The sequence below is a fragment of the Xanthomonas translucens pv. cerealis genome, assembly GCF_006838285.1.
Taxonomy (GTDB): Bacteria; Pseudomonadota; Gammaproteobacteria; order Xanthomonadales; family Xanthomonadaceae; genus Xanthomonas_A; species Xanthomonas_A cerealis.
In genome coordinates, this window is sequence record NZ_CP038228.1 from 740,378 (window position 1) to 757,182 (window position 16,805).

Genomic DNA, 16,805 nt, shown 5'->3' on the forward strand with positions numbered 1-16,805 from the left:
TCAGCCGGCGTCCAGCAGCGCCAGCACCGCCGCCTCGTCCACGTCCGGCACCACCTCGGCGCGGCCGATGCCGCGCCACAGCACCAGCCGCAGGCGTCCGGCGAGGTTCTTCTTGTCCAGCCGCATCCGCGTCAGCAGCGCCCGCGGTGCCAGGCCGGCCGGCAGCGCGGTGGGCAGACCGTAGTCGGCCAGCAGCGCGCGCAGCCGTTCGGTGTCCTGCACCGTGGCCATGCCCAACTGCGCCGAGAGCCTGGCCGCCAGCACCATGCCCACCGCCACCGCTTCGCCGTGGTTGAGGTTGGCGTTGCCGGGCGCGCCGTAGCCCTGTTCGGTCTCGATCGCGTGGCCGAAGGTGTGGCCGAGGTTGAGCAGGGCGCGCTCGCCCTTCTCCAGCGGGTCGCGGGCCACGATCTCGGCCTTGTGTTCGCAGCTGCGCGCGATCGCCTGCGCGATCGCCGCCGGTTCGGCGTCCAGCAGCGCGCGGCGTTCGGCGTGCAGCCATTCGAAGAACACAGGGTCGCCGATCGCGCCGTACTTGATCACCTCGGCCAGGCCGGCGCGCAGTTCGCGCGGCGGCAGGCTGCGCAGCGTGGCGGTGTCGGCCAGCACCGCGCGCGGCGGATGGAACGCGCCGACCAGGTTCTTGCCCTGGGCGATGTCCACCGCGGTCTTGCCGCCGACCGAGGAATCGACCATCGCCAGCAGCGTGGTCGGCAGCTGCACGCAGTCCACCCCGCGCATCCAGCACGCGGCGGCGAAGCCGGCCAGGTCGCCGACCACGCCGCCGCCCAGCGCCAGCACGCAGGCGTCGCGGGTTGCGCCGAGTCCGGCCAGCGCGGCGATCGCCGCGGCGAAGTTGTCCAGGGTCTTGGAGGCCTCGCCGGCGGGGAGCGTGAACACGCCGATCTGCAGCTCCGGGCGCGCGGCCAGCAAGGCCTGGCGCACCTGCGCCGCGTACAGCGGGGCGACGTTGCTATCGCTGAGCAGCAGCACGTGGCGGCCGCGCACGTGCTCGGCCAGGCGCGGGCCGTCGTCGAGCAGGCCGGGGCCGATGCGGATGGTGTAGGACGGGTCGCCTTCGACCGCGACGGTGCGCTGGGAAACAGTCATGCAATGGGGTCCGGAAGTTTCCACGACGCGGCCAGGCGCATGACCAGCTGCGCGGTGGCTTCGGCGGGATTGAGGTGGTCGGTGTCCAGGATCAGGTCGGCGACGTCGCGGTACAGCGGCTCGCGCACCGCGTGCAGCGCGTGCAGCACCCGCTCGCGGTCGCCGCGCTGCAGCAGCGGGCGGCTGCGGTCGCGCTGCAGGCGCTGCAACTGCGAGGCCACGCTGACCCGCAGGTACACCACGAAGCCATGCTCGCGCATCTCGCGGCGGCTATCGGCGTCGAGTACCGCGCCGCCGCCGGTGGAAATGAGGTGGCCGGGGGTGCTGAGCACGCTTTCCAGCACGCTGCGTTCGTGCTCGCGGAAGCCGGCTTCGCCTGCGTGCTCGAACAGCGAGGGGATGCTGGCGCCGGTGCGTTCGACGATGGCCTGGTCGCTGTCGACGAAGACGAGGCTGAAGCGCTCGGCCAGGCGGCGGCCGATGACGCTCTTGCCGGCTCCCATCGGGCCGACCAGCACGAGATTGGGGGCGGGATTCATCCGCCGATGCTAGCAGACGCGCCCTGCATGCAGGCCCGGTTGCGGGCCGGGCGGCGCATGTCGTGCGCCGCTCAGACCATGCCTGACCCGGCCCTGCGCCGCGACGCGCGTGCGTCGCGCCGTGCATGGCGCGACAATGGGCCATCGTCCGCCGAGTGCCTTGCCGCCATGCCCGATCTCTACGCCGAAGCCCTGTCCACGTTCACCGACCTGTTCGCGCAGGCGCGGACCAGCGACGAGGCCGAATACAACGCCATGGTGGTCGCCTCGGCCACGCTGGAAGCGCGCCCGTCCTCGCGGGTGGTGCTGCTGAAGTCCTACGACGCCCGCGGCTTCGTGTTCTATACCCACCTGGACAGCCAGAAGGGCCGCGAGCTGCAGGCCAATCCGCAGGCCTCGCTGCTGTTCCTGTGGCGGCGTATGCGCGAGGACGGGGTACAGGTCCGCATCGACGGCGAGGTGCAGCTGGTCGCCGCGGCCGAGGCCGATGCGTATTTCGCCTCGCGCCCGCGCATGAGCCAGATCGGCGCATGGGCGTCGGCGCAGTCGCGCCCGCTGCAGTCGCGCGAGGAATTCGAGCAGCGCGTGGCCAAGGCCGAGGCCAGCTTCGAGGGCCGCGAGGTGCCGCGTCCGGACGGCTGGGGCGGGTTCCGCGTGGTGCCGCGCAGCTTCGAGTTCTGGTACGGCGGCAAGTACCGCCTGCACGAGCGCTGGCAGTACGTTGCCGACGCCGCCGGGCACTGGTCCAAGCGGATGCTGTTCCCGTGACCGAGGGGTTCTCGATCCGCGCCGCCGCCGCTGCCGACCTGCGCGCCTGGGCGGCGCTGCGGATGGCGCTGTGGCCGGACGAGCGCGATGCCTTCGGTGGCGTCGCCGAAGCGCTGCAGCGCGAGGACGCGGCCAATTTCCTGGCCTTCGATGGCGCCGGCTACGCGATCGGCTTCGCCGACGTGACCTTGCGCCAGGACTACGTCAACGGTACCGACAGTTCGCCGGTGGGGTTTCTGGAAGGCTGGTACGTGGTGCCGGAATGGCGCGGCCGCGGCGTCGGCCGTGCGCTGCTGCGCGAGGTGCAGGACTGGACCCGCGCGCAGGGCTGCAGCGAGCTGGCCTCCGATGCGCTGCTCGACGACGCTGCGGCGCAGGCCGCGCACCACGCCTGCGGCTTTGAGGAAAGCGAGCGCGTGGTGTATTTCCGCATGCCGCTGGCGGACTGAGGTGGGTCCGCAGCGCATCGTCTGCCTGACCGAGGAACCCACCGAGACGCTGTACGCGCTCGGCGAGCAGGCACGCATCGTCGGCATCAGCGGCTTCACCGTGCGTCCGCCGCAGGCGCGCCGCGACACGCCCAAGGTCAGTGCCTTCACCAGCGCCAGGATCGACGCGATCCTGGCGCTGCAGCCGGATCTGGCGATCGGCTTCTCCGACATCCAGGCCGACATCGCCGCCGAACTAGTGCGCAACGGGGTGGAGGTGTGGATCGCCAACCACCGCAGCGTCGACGGCATCCTCGATTATGTGCGCCGGCTCGGCGCGCTGGTCGGCGCCGGCGCGCGCGCCGCGGCCTATGCCGATGAACTGCAGCGCGGCCTGGACGCGATCGCCACGCAGGCCGCAGCGCTGCCGCGGCGGCCCAAGGTGTATTTCGAGGAATGGGACGAACCGATCATCACCGGCATCCGCTGGGTCGCCGAGTTGGTGCGCATCGCCGGTGGCGACGACGTGTTCCCGGAGCTGTCGGCCGAACCGCTGGCCAAGGCGCGGATCCTGGCCAATGGCGAGGACGTGGTGCGGCGCGCGCCGGATATCATCCTCGGCTCATGGTGCGGCAAGCGCTTCCGCCCCGAGCGGGTGGCGGCGCGGCCGGGCTGGGCGGCGATCCCGGCGGTGCGCGACGGCCAGCTGTTCGAGATCAAGTCGCCGCTGATCCTGCAGCCCGGCCCGGCCGCGCTGACCGACGGCGTGCGCGCGATCGCCGCCATCGTGCATGCCTGGGCGCAGCGCCGCTAGCTGCGCCGCTGCAGAGTTAGCGCGGCGCCACCGGCTGAGTACGGCCGGCGATGCCCAGGCCGAGCAAGGCCAGCACGGCGGCCACCGCGAAGGTGGACAGGTACGCGGCCACCACCGACTGCGCCAGCAGCGCCGCGAACAGCGAGCCGCCCACCGCCAGCGTGGTCGCCACCGCGATCGCCTCGCTCAACTGCAACGCCGAACTGTTCGCGCCCTGCTGCGCCGGCGGCGACAGGGTCAGGGTCAGCACCGACAGGGTCGGGTAGATCAGGCCCATGCCCATGCCGGTGGCGGCCCAGCCGAGCATCGCCAGCGCGGCCGGCACGCTGGGCAGCACGGCCAGCGCGGTGCTGCCGATGCCCAGCAGCATCAGCACGCTGCCGCCGCGCAGCCGGCGCAGGCGCGAACCGCGCTGGCCGTAGTGGCCCTGGTACCAGGAGCCGGCGAACCAGCCCAGCGCACCGATGCTCAGCGCGATCCCAGCCCAGGTCGGCGACAGGCCGCGTTCGCGCGACAGCAGCAGCGGCAGGAACGCTTCGCAGCCGAAGAACGCCGCCGCCGCCACGCCGCGCAAGGCGATCACGCTGGGCAGGCCGCGCGCGCCGCGCAAGCTGCCGTCCGGCAACAGTCGCCACGCGCACAGCAGCAACCCGCCCAGCGCCGGCACCGCCGTGGCCAGCAGGCATAGTCCGCGCTGCTGGCCGGCCAGGTACAACAGACACACGCCGGCCGCCGCCCCTGCCGACCACAGGATCGGCGCGGCGCTGCGCGACGGTGCCGCGGTCAGTGCGGGCAGGCGCCGCAACGCCGGCCGCAACAGCAACGCCGCCGGTAGCGCCAGCAGCGGCACCGCCAGGAACACCCAGCGCCAGCCGACATGCTCCACGATCAGGCCGCTGATGCTGGGGCCGAGCAGCGACGGCACCACCCAGCCGGCCGAAAATGCGGCGAAGATGCGCGGGCGCAGCGCCTCGGGGTACAGTCGTGCGACCAGCACGTACAGTGCCACCGAGATCGCGCCCGCGCCCAGCCCCTGCACCAGGCGCCCGGCCAGCAGCATCGGCATGCCGCCGGCGAACCCGGCCAGCAACAGCCCGCAGACGAAGCAGGCCAGCCCGGCCCACAGCGGCAGCGCCGGGCCGCGCGCATCGCTGCAGCGCCCGGCCACAGTCATGCCGATCACGCTGGTCGCCAGGCTGCCGCCGAACGCCAGCGCGTACAGGCGCAGTCCATCCAGTTCGCGCGCCACGGTCGGCATCGCCGCGGCCACCGCCAGTGCCTCGAACGCGATCAGCGAGATCAGCGCGACCATGCCCAGCGTGGTCGCGCGATAGCGCGGCGACAGGACCGAATCGGCAGTGGCGGCAGCGGTGCGGGCGGAGGTCATCGCCGCCAGCGTGCCGTTGCGGCGGTCGCCTGCTGGTGAAGCATGCTGATGCATCGGTGCGTCCTGATGGCGGAATGGAATGATCGCCTGCCGGCGCGACGTTGCGCCGTAGGCGATGGGCGCGCAGCATGCAACCTCAACCGCACTTGCCGTCAAGCGATGCATGAGGAACTGAGCGTGGGGCAGGTGGCCGGACGCAGCGGCGTGGCGGTTTCGGCACTGCACTTCTACGAGAAGAAGGGCCTGATCCACGGCCTGCGCAGCGCCGGCCACCAGCGCCGCTATGCGCGCGACGTGCTGCGGCGGCTGGCGGTGATCCGCGTCGCGCAGCGCGTCGGCGTGCCGCTGGACAGCATCAAGGCCGCCTTCGCGCAACTGCCGGATGCGCGCACGCTCACGCGCGCGGAATGGGCGCGGATGTCGGCGGCCTGGCGCCAGGAACTGGACGCGCGCATCGCGCAGCTGACCCAGTTGCGCGATCAGCTCACCGACTGCATCGGCTGCGGCTGCCTGTCGCTGCGCCGCTGCCGCCTGAGCAATCCGGCCGATGCGCTGGGCGCACAGGGCGATGGGCCGCAGCGCTGGACAGCGCCTTGAGCGGCTTGCGCGCGGCGGGAAAAAGCGCAGGGACATTGTAGGAGCTTCAGTCGCGACCGGCCTTACCGATAGATCCTGTCGCGGCTGATGCGCCTACAGTCGGCGCAGCGGCAAACAGACAACGCTGGCGCGCTAGAACGTGCGGGCGAAGCGCACCGTGCCCGCACCATCGGCGCTGCGTACGTCCACCTGGAAATTCAGCTGGTCGTGCTCGCTGATGCGCACAGTGCCGACATAGTCGGTATAGGCGTCGGTGACCGCTTCGCGCAAGGCGATGGGTTGCCGGCGGCCGCTGAGGTCGGCCGCGACGGCACTGACCTGGCCGCTGGCCGGCAGTTCTTCGCCGTCCTGCACGCGGCGCAGGGCGATCACCACCAAAGCGGTCTCGGCGTCGCGCGCGATGCCGTAGCGGCGCGCGGCGCCATCGCTCATCGCCAGCGTCGGCAGTGCGTTGTAGTGCACGCGCAGCGTGCCCAGGTCGGCCAGCGCGGGCGTGGCCGCGACCAGCGTGGCGGGGCGCGGCGCGTCCTGCGCCGAGCAGGCGATCAGGGCCAGGCACAACAGCGCGGCGGTGGGCAGGTTGGGCATCGGTGGGGGCCCGCTCAGTCGTTGGCGGCGGACAGTGCGCGGCCGCGTGCGGCGGCGGCGGCGATGGCGGTGGCGGTCAGCGCTTCGAAGCCGCCAGCCTGGAAGGTCTCGATCGCGGCCTGGGTGGTGCCGTTGGGCGAGGTCACCCGCCGCCGCAGTTCGCTCGGCGCCTCGCCGGATTCGGTGAGCATGCGCGCCGCGCCGAGCACGGTCTGCAGCACCAGCGTGCGCGCCGCGGCGGCCGGCAGACCTTGCGCGATGCCGGCCGCTTCCATCGCTTCGGCGAGCAGGAACACATAGGCCGGGCCGCTGCCGGACACCGCGGTGACCGCATCGATCAGCGCCTCGTCCTCGACCCACACGGTGACCCCGGCAGTGGCCAGCACGCGTTCGGCGTGGCTGCGCTGCGCGGCGTCGACGCCGGCATTGGCGTACAGGCCGGTGACGCCGGCGCCGAGCAGCGCGGGCGTGTTCGGCATCGCCCGCACCAGGGCGTGGCCGCCGCCGAGCCAGCGGTTCAGTTGCTGCGTGGTGATGCCGGCGGCGATGGACACCAGCAGCGGCCGCTGCGTCAGCGCCAGCGCCGCCAGCTCGGTGCAGACGCTGCGCAACACCTGCGGTTTGACCGCGAACATCCACAGCGCCGCGCCATTCACCGCGTCGGCCGCGCTGGCGACCGCCCGCACGGCGTACTCGGCGGTCAGCGCCTCGCGCAATGCCGGCACCGGCTCGGCCACGCGGATGCGGCGCGGATCGGCGCCCTGCCGGAGCAGGCCGGCGATCAGGCTGCGCGCCATGTTGCCGCCGCCGACGAAGGCGATGTCGGCGGTGCGCAGATCGGGAGGAGCGGAAGACATGGCGCAACACCGTCGCGGAGAGGGAGTGCCATGGTAACGGCTGCGCCGCGCCGCAGTGTTGCGCGGCGGCGCGGCCGGGTCGGGCGATGCAACGGCGCCGGCCGCGTGTGCCGTGCCGGCGCGGCGGGCTCAGTTGGCCTCGGTGAAGGTGATCGACGGCGTGCTGCCGCCGGCCACCGAACAGCTGCCCAGGTACAGGTTGTTGGTCTCGCCGGTGGTGCCGGCGTGGGCGGCGCAGATCGGGGCGGCGGTGTCGTCATTGGTCGCGGCCAGCTTCACCGTGATCGACGAGCCCCGGTTGAACTCCGCTCTCGCGCCTTCCTCATTGCCGAACACGTTGAATTCCGATTCTTTCCACACGGTCGCGATCTTGAGGACATCGTCACTGGCGCTGACGCTGTAGGCGGTGTTGCCGTCGATGAAGGTCACGACGTCCTGGCCGTTGGCGGTGGCCGAGCCGATCAGTTTGAGGTCGGCCAAGCGCGTGATCGGCACATCCGGTACAGACAGGGCCTGGCTGTCGCGGTAGCAGAAGCCTTTTTCGCTTATCCAGTCCTTGGGACAGTCGGTGCCGTAGCCATATAGAAAGTATTCGATGAAGACCGCGGGGTGCTTTGGCGCATTGTAGCCGGTGGCATAGATGAACTGCTGCCAGACGGCACAGCCCGAACGCCCTGCGCAGACACTGCTGCTGTCAACGTTGGTGTTCAGCTGAAGACTGTACTCGTTGGGCCCGATGATGCCGCCGCTGCCGAAAGGAGGCACGCCGATGCTGCGTTCGGAGGTCACGCCGCTGACCTGGGGGAAGCTGCCGATGGTCTTGCTGATGAGGGTTTGGGACCTCAGCACGTAGTCGTTGCCGTTGCCGACGGGCGCCGTGGTGTCCATGATGGTGTTGCGCGCGATGGCGTGCACGAGCCGATGCCGGGGCAGGCGCGTGCAGGCATCCGGTTGCCAGGCGGTGCCGGGGTAGCTGGCGTGGAAGCAGCCCACGGCCGGTGTCTTCTGATGTGCCATGGTCTCGCGCCATGCCGCATGTGCCTGCGCTTCGCCGGGTGTCATCAGCGCTTCGTCGGTCTGCCATGCCGACGTCGCCGCAGCCGCAGCGATCGCCGTGGGGACATGCAGCAGCGCGATAAAGCACGCGCCAAACAGCAATTTCGTTGATGCTTCCATTTTCATTCTATGACCTTGTCGGAGCCGAGCGCATACGGCGATATGGGCGGTGGAGCAGCCACCGCCGGTGCCTATCGGAACCGAATGCCTCCGTCCGTAGTGTGATCTTTTCTAAGGATCGTGACGCTGCATGCCATGCCCTGTCGCCGTCCTCGGGACGGCCCTCGATTGGGATTGGAAAGTCCAAATTTTTCAATCGTTTGGAATTTCGCGGCGGTTTGGCGTGCGCAAATCAACAGTAGGGACTTTGTAGACAATTCGGTGCCGACAGGCGAGATCACCGGATCGCCGTGTGAATCGGCATGTCGCTTCATGGCGTTGGCGCGCACAAACACGCAGGCATGGCTGCTGCCGGATACCGCGACGACCCTCTCTGCCTTTAGCGAATGACCGACGCCACAGTCATCGCAGTTGAATATTTCGTAGACAAGCTCGCGCCTGCGTTTGCCTTGGCACCATCGCTGGCCGCGGTGCGTGTTTTCAGGACGCCGCGCGCGGCGCGCGGCTGCCGAACAGCGCGGTGCCGATGCGCACCAGATTGGCGCCGGCCGCGATCGCCGCAGTGAAGTCGCCGCTCATGCCCATCGACAGCGTATCGGCCTGCGGATACGCGGCGCGCAGCCGTTCGAACAGCGCGGCCATGCGCGCGAAGGCGGCGCCGCGGCGCTCGGCGTCCGGCCATGGCGCGGGAATGGCCATCAGCCCGCGCAGCGCCAGTGCCGGCTGCGCGGCGATGGCCGCGGCCAGCGCCTCCACCTCGGCAGGGGCGCAGCCGTGCTTGCTGGCCTCGTCGTCGATGTTGACCTGGATCAGCACGTTCAGCGGCGGCCGCGACGCGGGGCGGTACCTGGCCAGGGCGCCGACCAGCTTGACCCGGTCCAGCGTCTGCACCCAGTCGAACAACTGCGCCGCCTGCTCGGCCTTGTTCGACTGCAGGTGGCCGATGAGATGCCATTGCAACTGCAGCGGCGCCAGTTCGGCGATCTTGCCCGCCGCCTCCTGCACATAGTTCTCGCCGAACGCGCGCTGTCCCTGCGTGGCGAGGGCGGCCACCGCCGCGGCCGGCTGGGTCTTGGACACGGCCAGCAAGCGGGCCGGGGGACGCTGCGCGGAGGCCGCGGCGCGGTCCATGTCCAGGTGGATCTGCTGCAAGGGGGAGAGGGGCACGGGCGGCGCTTCTGGCAATGGGGAAGGGCGCTATACTGCCGCCCGGGGAATCATCCTTCCAGTCGCAGCCCAAGGGGAAAAAAGCAGCGTATGGATATCGCTGAACTATTGGCGTTTTCGGTCAAGAACAAAGCGTCCGACCTGCACCTGTCCGCCGGCCTGCCGCCGATGATCCGGGTCGATGGCGACGTGCGCCGCATCAATATCCCGGCACTGGACCACAAGCAGGTGCATGCGCTGGTGTACGACATCATGTCGGACAAGCAGCGCCGCGACTACGAAGAGTTCCTCGAAGTGGACTTCTCGTTCGAGATTCCCAGCCTGGCGCGCTTCCGCGTCAACGCGTTCAACCAGAACCGCGGCGCCGGTGCGGTGTTCCGTACCATCCCGTCCGAAGTGCTGACCCTGGAAGACCTCGGCTGCCCGCCGATCTTCCGCCAGCTGATCGACCAGCCGCAGGGCCTGATCCTGGTCACCGGTCCGACCGGCTCGGGCAAGTCGACCACGCTCGCCGGCATGATCGACTACATCAACAAGAACGAATACGGCCACATCCTCACCGTCGAGGATCCGATCGAATTCGTGCACACCTCGCAGAAGTGCCTGATCAACCAGCGCGAAGTGCACCGCGACACGCACGGCTTCAACGAGGCGCTGCGTTCGGCGCTGCGCGAAGACCCGGATATCATCCTGGTCGGCGAGTTGCGCGACCTGGAAACCATCCGCCTGGCGCTGACCGCGGCGGAAACCGGCCACCTGGTGTTCGGCACCCTGCACACCAGCTCGGCGGCCAAGACTATCGACCGCATCATCGACGTGTTCCCGGCCGGCGAAAAGCCGATGGTGCGCTCGATGCTGTCCGAATCGCTGCGTGCGGTGATCTCGCAGGCGCTGCTGAAGAAGGTCGGCGGCGGCCGCACCGCGGCGTGGGAGATCATGGTCGGCACCCCGGCGATCCGCAACCTGATCCGCGAAGACAAGGTGGCGCAGATGTACTCGGCGATCCAGACCGGCCAGCAGTACGGCATGCAGACCCTGGACCAGCACCTGCAGGATCTGGTCAAGCGCAGCCTGATCACCCGCAACCAGGCCCGCGACTACGCCAAGGACAAGCGGGTCTTCGAGTGAGGCCGGGACCGGGGACCAGGGACCGGGGACCCGGAAAGCAACAGCGACGCGACGTGATTTTCCACTGAGTGGATCGTGGAAGACTTGGGTGGCGGGAAGGGGGCAGCCGCGGCTGTTCCTGGTCCCCGGTCCCCGGTCCCCGGTCCCGGAGCCTCAAACCATGAGCACCATCGACTTCACCTCGTTCCTGAAACTGATGGCGCACCAGAAGGCGTCGGATCTGTTCATCACCGCGGGCATGCCGCCGGCGATCAAGGTGCACGGCAAGATCACCCCGATCACGCAGACGCCGCTGACCGCGCCGCAGAGCCGCGACCTGGTGCTGAACGTGATGACCCCGGCGCAGCGCGAGGAATTCGAGAAGACCCATGAGTGCAACTTCGCCATCGGCGTGTCCGGGGTCGGCCGCTTCCGCGTCAGCTGCTTCTACCAGCGCAACCAGGTCGGCATGGTGCTGCGCCGGATCGAGACGCGCATCCCCACCGTCGACGAACTGAACCTGCCGCCGGTGATCAAGACCCTGGCGATGACCAAGCGCGGCATTATCATCTTCGTCGGTGCCACCGGCACCGGCAAGTCGACCTCGCTGGCGGCGATGATCGGCTACCGCAACCAGAATTCCACCGGCCACATCATCACCATCGAAGACCCGATCGAGTTCGTGCACAAGCACGAAGGCTGCATCATCACCCAGCGCGAAGTCGGCATCGATACCGACAGCTGGGAGAACGCGCTGAAGAACACCCTGCGCCAGGCGCCGGACGTGATCATGATCGGCGAGGTGCGCACCCGCGAAGGCATGGACCATGCGATCTCCTTCGCCGAGACTGGCCATCTGGTGCTGTGCACCCTGCACGCCAACAACGCCAATCAGGCGATGGACCGGGTCATCAACTTCTTCCCCGAGGACCGCCGCAGCCAGCTGCTGATGGACCTGTCGTTGAACATGCGCGGCGTGGTCGCCCAGCAGCTGATCCCGACCCCCGACGGCAAGAGCCGGCGCGTGGCGATGGAGATCATGCTCGGCACGCCGCTGATACAGGATTACATCCGCGAGGGCGAGATCCACAAGCTCAAGGACGTGATGAAGGAATCCACCAACCTGGGCATGAAGACCTTCGACCAGAGCCTGTTCGAGCTGTACCAGGCCGGCGAGATCAGCTACGAGGACGCGCTGCGCCACGCCGACTCGCAGAACGAAGTGCGCCTGCGCATCAAGCTCGCCCAGGGCGGCGACGCCAGGACCCTGGCGCAGGGCATGGACGGGGTGGAGATCGCGGAGGTGCGCTGAGCGACCGAAAAGCGCCATGGCATGCCGTACCCTGACGCCATCACTCTCCCGCCGGTAGAGGTGCTTTGTCCTTCTCCCAACGGGATAAGGCGGCGCGTAGCGCCGGATGAGGGTACGGGCGCAGCCTCGCGCACCCAAACAGCGCGCGTCGCTTCGCGTCGTACCCTCACCCCAACTCCTCTCCCGGCGGGAGAGGGGCAGCATGTCGCGCGCTGGTTGCAGCAGGGCGCAGCGACGTTTGCGCCACGCGCTGTATGCAGGCGCGCGGCGCTGGCCGCAGGCGCCGTTCTGGCAGGCCCAGATGGCGGGGTGACCGATCTGTAGCAGGGGATGCCTTGCTGTTCAAGGGCTGTGGAACGCCATCATCAGTGTCGAAAATGCGCCACCGGATGCAGCCGCGCTCTCGATGTGCCTGCAGCGGAAGGTTCACGCGCTGCGCATCCAGGCAGGATCCAGCCGCGCGATGCGCGCGAACGCCGGGCAGTCTTCGCGGTGCGCGCCGCGCAGGTAGCCCAGGCTCATCAGGAACTCGCCGGTGATCTCGCCACCGGTGAAACGGAAAGTGCGCTTGAACAGCTTGATCCACTCGGCCTTGTCGCGCGGATGGTGCGCGTCCAGCCAGGCAGCGAAACCGCCGTGCGAGGCGCGCAGGCCCTGGATCACCTGCGCGTTGTGGATCGCCGCGTGCACCTTGAGCCGGTTGCGGACGATGCCGGGGTCGGCGAGCAGGCGCAGCACGTCGGCCTCGCCGTAGCCGGCGACCGTGTCCACCACGAACCCGGCGTAGGCGGCACGGAAGCCGGCGCGCTTCTTCAGCATCAGCTCCCAGCTCAGCCCGGCCTGGTTGATCTCCAGCACCAGCCGCTCGAACAGCTCGGGTTCGGCGCGCTGCGGAACGCCGTATTCGGCGTCGTGGTAGGGGCCGTGCAGCGCGTGGCCGGGGGCGATGTCGCAATAGCTGGTCATGTCGGGCGGACTCCGTCAGTCGTCCTGGTCATGGTCTTCGGGCGAGATTTCGGCGCGTCGCGCATCCGGCAAGGTCAGGTCCGGCCAGCGCCGCGGCGCCAGTTCCAGCTTGCCGGCGCGCAGCGCGTCGAACGGCGCATCCGCGCGATCGGGCGAGCTGGGCGAGAAATGCACACGCGCCACATCCTGCCAGCGGTCCTGGCGCTGCGCATGGATCCGGCATTCCATGCCGAAGGTGTCGCTGTCGTTGCACAGCAGCGCTTCGCCGCTGCCGTCGCCGTCAAGGTCGCGCACCAGCAGCACACAGCGGTTGTCGCGCTGGCGACAGCCGCCGTCGTGCAGGGTGCCGGCGAGCAACGCCTGCCACCAGCCATCGCCAGGATCGGCGCTGCCGGCAGCGAGCGGGATGTGCTGGTGCAGTTCGGCCGCAGCGGCGATGCGGTCCTGCGCGCGCTGCTCGCCGCTGGCGTCGTCGCCGCCCCAGCGCTGGGTGCGTTGCAGGATACGTTGCAGCCGTTCGCGTTGCGCCGGATCCTCGGCGAAGCCCGGCGCGTCGCGCAGCGACTGCACCGCTTGGTAGCCGCGGCGGCCGCTGTCGAAGCGCAGGTAGGACAGATCCACGTCCACGGCCGCGGTGCGGCCGTCGGCGAAGCGTTGCAGCTGGTTGCCGACCACGATGCGGTAGGGGTCCAGCAGCGGCGAACTGGTGGCCAACGCCAATGCGATCACCACCCAGGACATGACCCGGTTGACCGGCGCCAGCGGCCGCAACCAGCCCAGGTCCCGGCGCAGCACCGCCCACGCGTAGCCGAACGCGTAACCGCAGGCGACCACCGCCACCAGCACGCCGTTGAAGCGCTCCGCGCTCCAGCCGTACTGGTCGATGCGCAGCCACAGCGCGTACAACGCCAGCAGTGCGTACAGCGACAGGCTCAGCAAGCCGGCGTCGATCAGCCGCCGCAGCCATTGCGGATAGGGCACGGTGGCGTCGCCATCCTGGTAGACCGCATTGACAAACACCACCAGTGCCGTCATCAGGCAGATCAGGATTTTCGCCGCGGCGCGAGTCTCCCACAACGGCTGCAGGCCGGTGAACGGCAGGCTCAGCGCGAACAGCACCGCCACGAACGCCAGCAACGGCAGCAGCCCGGTGCAGATCGCGAACAGGATCTGCCGCATCACCTGCACCGCACGCTGCTGGGTGCGGCCGATCAGCAGGCCCAGGCCGAACATGGCCCCGCTGGCGAGATAGACGAAGGCGGTCTCGCGGAACAGCGTGCGGAAGAAATCGATCTTCACCAGCGCGAACAGCGCGCCCCACAGCCACAACACCAGCCAGCAGATGCCGACGAACAGCCATGCCAGGGCCAGGGTCAGCGCGTTCTGCCAGGCGTGTTCGAACAATTCGCGGTACGGCGCCAGCCAGTGGCCATGCTGCAGCCGGCACTGCAGCCACGGCAACAGCACGAACATGCTCAGCGCGATGGCCATGCCGAACGGGACCAGCACTTCTTCGCTGCGCAGCCCGGGCGCGCCGGTGGCGCTCCACGCGGCCCAGGCCGACAGCGCCGCCACCAGCAGCGCGAGCGCGATCAGGTGCTGCCACAGGCGCAATTCGCTCAGGCGCCGCACCGACAGCAGGGTCAGCGTCGGCACGGTCAGCACCAGGGTGTACCAGCACACCCGGCCGCCCGGCGCCGCGAACGGCCACCACCCGGCATCGGCGCCACGCTGGGCCAAGTACAGCAGCGCACCCTGCAGCAGCGCGACCAGGACGATGAAGGCGCGGCTCTGGCGCGGGAGGTCGGGGGCGGTTTCCATGCGGGACAGCATCCTTGGCGGCGCGGTGGTGCGCGATCGGGGACGATTATGGTAGTCCGCTCCGGCCCGGCGCAGCGCCGGGCCGGCAGGGACGATAGAATGAGGTCATGTCCGCTTTGCCTACACCCCTGGCCAACCAACTGCTGATCGCGCTGCCGGCGCTGTCCGATCCCCATTTCGCGCGCGGCTTGGCACTGATCTGCCAGCACGACGCCAGCGGCGCGATGGGCGTGCTGGTCAACCGCGCCTCCGAATACACGCTGGGCGAAGTGCTGGAGCAGATGGGCATCGACACCATCGATGAGACCCTGCGCGAGCAGGTAGTGCTCAGCGGCGGGCCGGTGCATCCGGAGCGCGGCTTCGTGATCCATGACGGCGTACGCGCCTGGGATTCGAGCCTGGCGTTCGGCGACGGCCTGTTTCTGACCACCTCGCGCGACGTGCTTGAAGCGATGGCGCGCGGCGACGGCCCGCGCAACGCGGTGGTCGCGCTGGGCTGTGCCGGCTGGGGCGCCGGCCAGCTCGAATACGAGCTGGGCGAGAACAGCTGGCTGACCGCGCCGGCCGATGCCGAACTGCTGTTCGAGCTGCCGCTGGAGCGGCGCTGGCAAACCGCCGCCGGCCGCATCGGCGTGGACCTGTTCCGCCTCACCGACTACAGCGGGCATGCCTGAGCCCGGCGCGCCCGCTGCGGACAGCTCCGCTGCCGGCACGATCCGCCGCGACGGCACCGTGCTCGGCTTCGACGTGGGCCACCGCCGCATCGGTGTGGCCGTGGGCAGCAGCTTCGGCAGCGGCGCGCGCGCCCTGGCCGTGGTCGACGTGCATGCGCAGGGGCCGGACTGGCCGGCGCTGGACCGCTTGCATGCCGAATGGCGCCCGCACGGCCTGGTGGTCGGCGATCCGCTGACACTGGAAGGCGCCGACCAACCCAACCGCAAGCGCGCGCATGCCTTCGCCCGCGAACTCGGCGCCCGTTACACGCTACCGGTGGTGCTGGTCGACGAGCGCTCCAGTTCGGTCGAAGCGGCCCAGCGCTTCGCCGGGGACCGCGCCGCCGGGCGCAAGCGCCGCCGCGACGCCGCGGCGCTGGACGCGGTCGCCGCCGCGGTGATCATCGAGCGTTGGCTGGCCGCGCCCGACGACGCCACTCCCATTTCCTGATTCCTTTCCCGGACCCGCCATGACTGATCCGCAACTCGATTCGAACGGGCGCTTGCGCCACCTGCTGACCCTGGAAGGCCTGCCGCGCGCGACCTTGCTGCAACTGCTGGACCGCGCCGGGCAGATCCGCGACGCGGCGGTGGGCCGGGTCGGCAAGCGCAATGTGCTGGCCGGCACCGCGGTGTGCACGCTGTTCTTCGAACCGTCCACGCGCACCCGCAGCTCGTTCCAGCTGGCCGCGCAGCGGCTCGGCGCGGACGTGCTGAACTTCGACGCCTCGACCTCGTCCACGCGCAAGGGCGAGACCGCGCGCGACACGCTGAAGAACCTTGAAGCGATGGGTGTGCGCGGCTTCGTCGTGCGCCATCCCGAGGACGGCGCGGTGGAGCGCCTGGCCGAAGCGGCCGGCGAGGGTACCGCGCTGATCAACGCCGGCGACGGCCGCAGCGCCCATCCCACCCAAGGCCTGCTCGACATGCTGACCCTGCGCCACGCCAAGGGCGGCGATTTCTCCAAGCTCAAGCTGGTCATTGTCGGCGACGTCAAGCACTCGCGCGTGGCGCGTTCGGACCTGCACGCGCTGCGCACGCTCGGCGCCGGCGAGGTGCGCGTATGCGGCCCACAGGCGCTGCTGCCCGACGACGGCACCCTGGACGGCTGCGTGGTCGGCGACGACTTCGACGCCATGCTCGACGGCGTGGACGCGGTGATGATGCTGCGCCTGCAGCGCGAGCGTATGGAGGAAGGCCTGGTGTCCTCGCTGGAGGGCTACCATGCGCACTACGGCCTCACGGCCGAGCGTCTGCGCCGCGCCGCGCCGGGCGCGGTGGTGCTGCATCCGGGACCGATCAACCGCGGCGTGGAGATCACCGACGACGTCGCCGACGGTCCGCAGTCGTGCGTGCTGCGCCAGGTCGCCAACGGCGTGGCGGTGCGCATGGCGGTGCTTGAAACGTTGTTGGGATGAGGCGTGGATGTATGACCGCGACGGACCTTGTGGGAGC

18 protein-coding genes are annotated in these 16,805 nt (G+C 69.9%); 9 read left to right on the forward strand and 9 right to left on the reverse strand.

Annotated elements, in window-relative coordinates; translation table 11 throughout:
* Positions 1-1,110, reverse strand: coding sequence for a 3-dehydroquinate synthase (aroB, locus tag E4A48_RS03170; protein ID WP_039005518.1), 1,110 nt, complete (start codon positions 1,108-1,110; stop codon positions 1-3).
* On the reverse strand, positions 1,107-1,649 hold the full coding sequence (locus tag E4A48_RS03175) for a shikimate kinase (protein ID WP_039005517.1): 543 nt from the start codon (positions 1,647-1,649) through the stop codon (positions 1,107-1,109). The genes aroB and E4A48_RS03175 overlap by 4 nt, the downstream gene beginning before the upstream one ends.
* A 168-nt stretch (positions 1,650-1,817) precedes the next feature.
* Here E4A48_RS03175 and pdxH point away from each other — a divergent pair, with 168 nt between their 5' ends.
* From pdxH to E4A48_RS03190, 3 genes are read left to right on the forward strand one after another with little or no spacing between them, the layout of a single operon-like run.
* On the forward strand, positions 1,818-2,417 hold the full coding sequence (pdxH, locus tag E4A48_RS03180) for a pyridoxamine 5'-phosphate oxidase (protein ID WP_039005516.1): 600 nt from the start codon (positions 1,818-1,820) through the stop codon (positions 2,415-2,417).
* Entirely contained in the window at positions 2,414-2,866 is a 453-nt protein-coding gene (gene aac(6'), locus E4A48_RS03185) for an aminoglycoside 6'-N-acetyltransferase (protein WP_039005515.1), read from the forward strand. Before pdxH ends, aac(6') begins: the two co-directional genes overlap by 4 nt.
* Position 2,867: 1 nt before the next feature.
* Positions 2,868-3,659 carry an ABC transporter substrate-binding protein gene (locus E4A48_RS03190; protein ID WP_142741888.1) on the forward strand — a complete coding sequence of 264 codons (792 nt, stop codon included), beginning with the start codon at positions 2,868-2,870 and terminating at the stop codon, positions 3,657-3,659.
* A 16-nt stretch (positions 3,660-3,675) separates the two neighbouring features.
* On the opposite strand, the gene E4A48_RS03195 is transcribed toward E4A48_RS03190, so the two are convergent.
* Positions 3,676-5,100 (reverse strand): MFS transporter, encoded by a 1,425-nt coding sequence (locus E4A48_RS03195; RefSeq protein ID WP_039005513.1) that lies wholly within the window; start codon positions 5,098-5,100, stop codon positions 3,676-3,678.
* 105 nt (positions 5,101-5,205) lie between these two features.
* Between E4A48_RS03195 and soxR the strand changes: the two genes are divergently transcribed.
* Positions 5,206-5,643, forward strand: a complete 438-nt coding sequence (soxR, locus tag E4A48_RS03200; protein WP_058195935.1) for a redox-sensitive transcriptional activator SoxR — start codon at positions 5,206-5,208, stop codon at positions 5,641-5,643.
* 132 nt (positions 5,644-5,775) lie between these two features.
* On the opposite strand, the gene E4A48_RS03205 is transcribed toward soxR, so the two are convergent.
* The 4 genes from E4A48_RS03205 to E4A48_RS03220 all read right to left on the reverse strand — a co-directional run bounded on the left by E4A48_RS03205 (position 5,776) and on the right by E4A48_RS03220 (position 9,395).
* A complete protein-coding gene (locus tag E4A48_RS03205; protein WP_039005510.1) occupies positions 5,776-6,231 on the reverse strand; it encodes a DUF4426 domain-containing protein in 456 nt (151 codons plus the stop codon).
* A gap of 14 nt (positions 6,232-6,245) precedes the next feature.
* Entirely contained in the window at positions 6,246-7,088 is an 843-nt protein-coding gene (gene proC, locus E4A48_RS03210) for a pyrroline-5-carboxylate reductase (protein ID WP_039005509.1), read from the reverse strand.
* A 129-nt stretch (positions 7,089-7,217) separates the two neighbouring features.
* Positions 7,218-8,270, reverse strand: a complete 1,053-nt coding sequence (locus tag E4A48_RS03215; RefSeq protein ID WP_230812424.1) for a hypothetical protein — start codon at positions 8,268-8,270, stop codon at positions 7,218-7,220.
* A gap of 474 nt (positions 8,271-8,744) precedes the next feature.
* Positions 8,745-9,395 carry a YggS family pyridoxal phosphate-dependent enzyme gene (locus tag E4A48_RS03220; RefSeq protein ID WP_039008830.1) on the reverse strand — a complete coding sequence of 217 codons (651 nt, stop codon included), beginning with the start codon at positions 9,393-9,395 and terminating at the stop codon, positions 8,745-8,747.
* 126 nt (positions 9,396-9,521) lie between these two features.
* Here E4A48_RS03220 and E4A48_RS03225 point away from each other — a divergent pair, with 126 nt between their 5' ends.
* Positions 9,522-10,559: a type IV pilus twitching motility protein PilT gene (locus E4A48_RS03225; protein WP_003471666.1), complete on the forward strand. Its 1,038-nt coding sequence runs from the start codon at positions 9,522-9,524 to the stop codon at positions 10,557-10,559.
* A 160-nt stretch (positions 10,560-10,719) separates the two neighbouring features.
* Positions 10,720-11,850, forward strand: a complete 1,131-nt coding sequence (locus tag E4A48_RS03230; RefSeq protein ID WP_039005505.1) for a PilT/PilU family type 4a pilus ATPase — start codon at positions 10,720-10,722, stop codon at positions 11,848-11,850.
* 426 nt (positions 11,851-12,276) lie between these two features.
* On the opposite strand, the gene E4A48_RS03235 is transcribed toward E4A48_RS03230, so the two are convergent.
* Both E4A48_RS03235 and E4A48_RS03240 read right to left on the reverse strand, forming a co-directional pair.
* Entirely contained in the window at positions 12,277-12,816 is a 540-nt protein-coding gene (locus tag E4A48_RS03235; RefSeq protein ID WP_039005504.1) for a DNA-3-methyladenine glycosylase I, read from the reverse strand.
* A gap of 15 nt (positions 12,817-12,831) precedes the next feature.
* Positions 12,832-14,637, reverse strand: a complete 1,806-nt coding sequence (locus E4A48_RS03240) for a DUF4153 domain-containing protein (protein ID WP_142741889.1) — start codon at positions 14,635-14,637, stop codon at positions 12,832-12,834.
* Between the two features lie 107 nt (positions 14,638-14,744).
* Here E4A48_RS03240 and E4A48_RS03245 point away from each other — a divergent pair, with 107 nt between their 5' ends.
* The 3 genes from E4A48_RS03245 to E4A48_RS03255 are packed head-to-tail and all read left to right on the forward strand — an operon-like array spanning position 14,745 to position 16,768.
* Positions 14,745-15,311 (forward strand): YqgE/AlgH family protein, encoded by a 567-nt coding sequence (locus tag E4A48_RS03245; RefSeq protein WP_039005503.1) that lies wholly within the window; start codon positions 14,745-14,747, stop codon positions 15,309-15,311.
* Positions 15,304-15,801: a Holliday junction resolvase RuvX gene (ruvX, locus tag E4A48_RS03250; RefSeq protein WP_052234971.1), complete on the forward strand. Its 498-nt coding sequence runs from the start codon at positions 15,304-15,306 to the stop codon at positions 15,799-15,801. Before E4A48_RS03245 ends, ruvX begins: the two co-directional genes overlap by 8 nt.
* Before the next feature lie 19 nt (positions 15,802-15,820).
* Complete coding sequence (locus E4A48_RS03255; RefSeq protein WP_003478088.1) at positions 15,821-16,768, forward strand: aspartate carbamoyltransferase catalytic subunit; 948 nt, start codon at positions 15,821-15,823, stop codon at positions 16,766-16,768.
* The last annotated feature ends 37 nt before the right edge of the window (positions 16,769-16,805 follow it).

Coding starts and splice junctions, on each gene's coding strand:
- aroB (WP_039005518.1), bottom strand. CDS start 1,110: ATGACTGTTTCCCAGCGCACCGTCGCGGTCGAAGGCGACCCGTCCTAC.
- E4A48_RS03175 (WP_039005517.1), bottom strand. CDS start 1,649: ATGAATCCCGCCCCCAATCTCGTGCTGGTCGGCCCGATGGGAGCCGGC.
- pdxH (WP_039005516.1), top strand. CDS start 1,818: ATGCCCGATCTCTACGCCGAAGCCCTGTCCACGTTCACCGACCTGTTC.
- E4A48_RS03195 (WP_039005513.1), bottom strand. CDS start 5,100: ATGCATCAGCATGCTTCACCAGCAGGCGACCGCCGCAACGGCACGCTG.
- soxR (WP_058195935.1), top strand. CDS start 5,206: ATGCATGAGGAACTGAGCGTGGGGCAGGTGGCCGGACGCAGCGGCGTG.
- E4A48_RS03205 (WP_039005510.1), bottom strand. CDS start 6,231: ATGCCCAACCTGCCCACCGCCGCGCTGTTGTGCCTGGCCCTGATCGCC.
- proC (WP_039005509.1), bottom strand. CDS start 7,088: ATGTCTTCCGCTCCTCCCGATCTGCGCACCGCCGACATCGCCTTCGTC.
- E4A48_RS03215 (WP_230812424.1), bottom strand. CDS start 8,270: ATGAAAATGGAAGCATCAACGAAATTGCTGTTTGGCGCGTGCTTTATC.
- E4A48_RS03220 (WP_039008830.1), bottom strand. CDS start 9,395: ATGGACCGCGCCGCGGCCTCCGCGCAGCGTCCCCCGGCCCGCTTGCTG.
- E4A48_RS03225 (WP_003471666.1), top strand. CDS start 9,522: ATGGATATCGCTGAACTATTGGCGTTTTCGGTCAAGAACAAAGCGTCC.
- E4A48_RS03230 (WP_039005505.1), top strand. CDS start 10,720: ATGAGCACCATCGACTTCACCTCGTTCCTGAAACTGATGGCGCACCAG.
- E4A48_RS03235 (WP_039005504.1), bottom strand. CDS start 12,816: ATGACCAGCTATTGCGACATCGCCCCCGGCCACGCGCTGCACGGCCCC.
- E4A48_RS03240 (WP_142741889.1), bottom strand. CDS start 14,637: ATGGAAACCGCCCCCGACCTCCCGCGCCAGAGCCGCGCCTTCATCGTC.
- E4A48_RS03245 (WP_039005503.1), top strand. CDS start 14,745: ATGTCCGCTTTGCCTACACCCCTGGCCAACCAACTGCTGATCGCGCTG.
- ruvX (WP_052234971.1), top strand. CDS start 15,304: ATGCCTGAGCCCGGCGCGCCCGCTGCGGACAGCTCCGCTGCCGGCACG.
- E4A48_RS03255 (WP_003478088.1), top strand. CDS start 15,821: ATGACTGATCCGCAACTCGATTCGAACGGGCGCTTGCGCCACCTGCTG.